General features: G+C 64.2%; 1 protein-coding gene. It reads left to right on the forward strand.

The genetic code is table 11. The annotated features are described in order from the left end of the window. Window positions 1-172 (forward strand): 4Fe-4S dicluster domain-containing protein (locus BKE38_RS29700; RefSeq protein ID WP_207553738.1); only part of this gene is annotated, 172 nt, incomplete at its 5' end. Between the last annotated feature and the right edge of the window lie 253 nt (window positions 173-425).

The raw sequence follows: 425 nt of genomic DNA on the forward strand, positions 1-425 counted from the left end.
CCCGGCAGGGGTCTATGAGGCGGTTGGCGTCGAGGAAGGCGCGCCGCGCCTGGTGATCAACGCGCAGAACTGCGTGCACTGCAAGACCTGCGACATCAAGGACCCGACGCAGAACATCGACTGGTGCACGCCGGAAGGTGCCGGCGGGCCTAATTATATCGGCGGGATGTAAGAGAAGAATTCGGGCAGGCCAGGGGAATGAATTCCCCTGGACCCCTTCTTCTTTTTGTCGGACTGCCGTGTCCACGGGGCGACGGGACGTGAAACGGCCCGGCGGCAGCGCGACCTGTGAGGGCGTGCTGTCTTTCCATGATGGCGTCCCGCCGCAATGCCCTGGCGACGTGCTGGCTAGGCGCTGGTCCGAAAATGGCCGGTGACCAGAAAAAGAACGGGCGCGGCGCACTGCGCCGCGGGGGAATTCATTC

The organism is Teichococcus deserti (genome assembly GCF_001982615.1).
In the GTDB taxonomy this organism is placed as follows: domain Bacteria; phylum Pseudomonadota; class Alphaproteobacteria; order Acetobacterales; family Acetobacteraceae; genus Pseudoroseomonas; species Pseudoroseomonas deserti.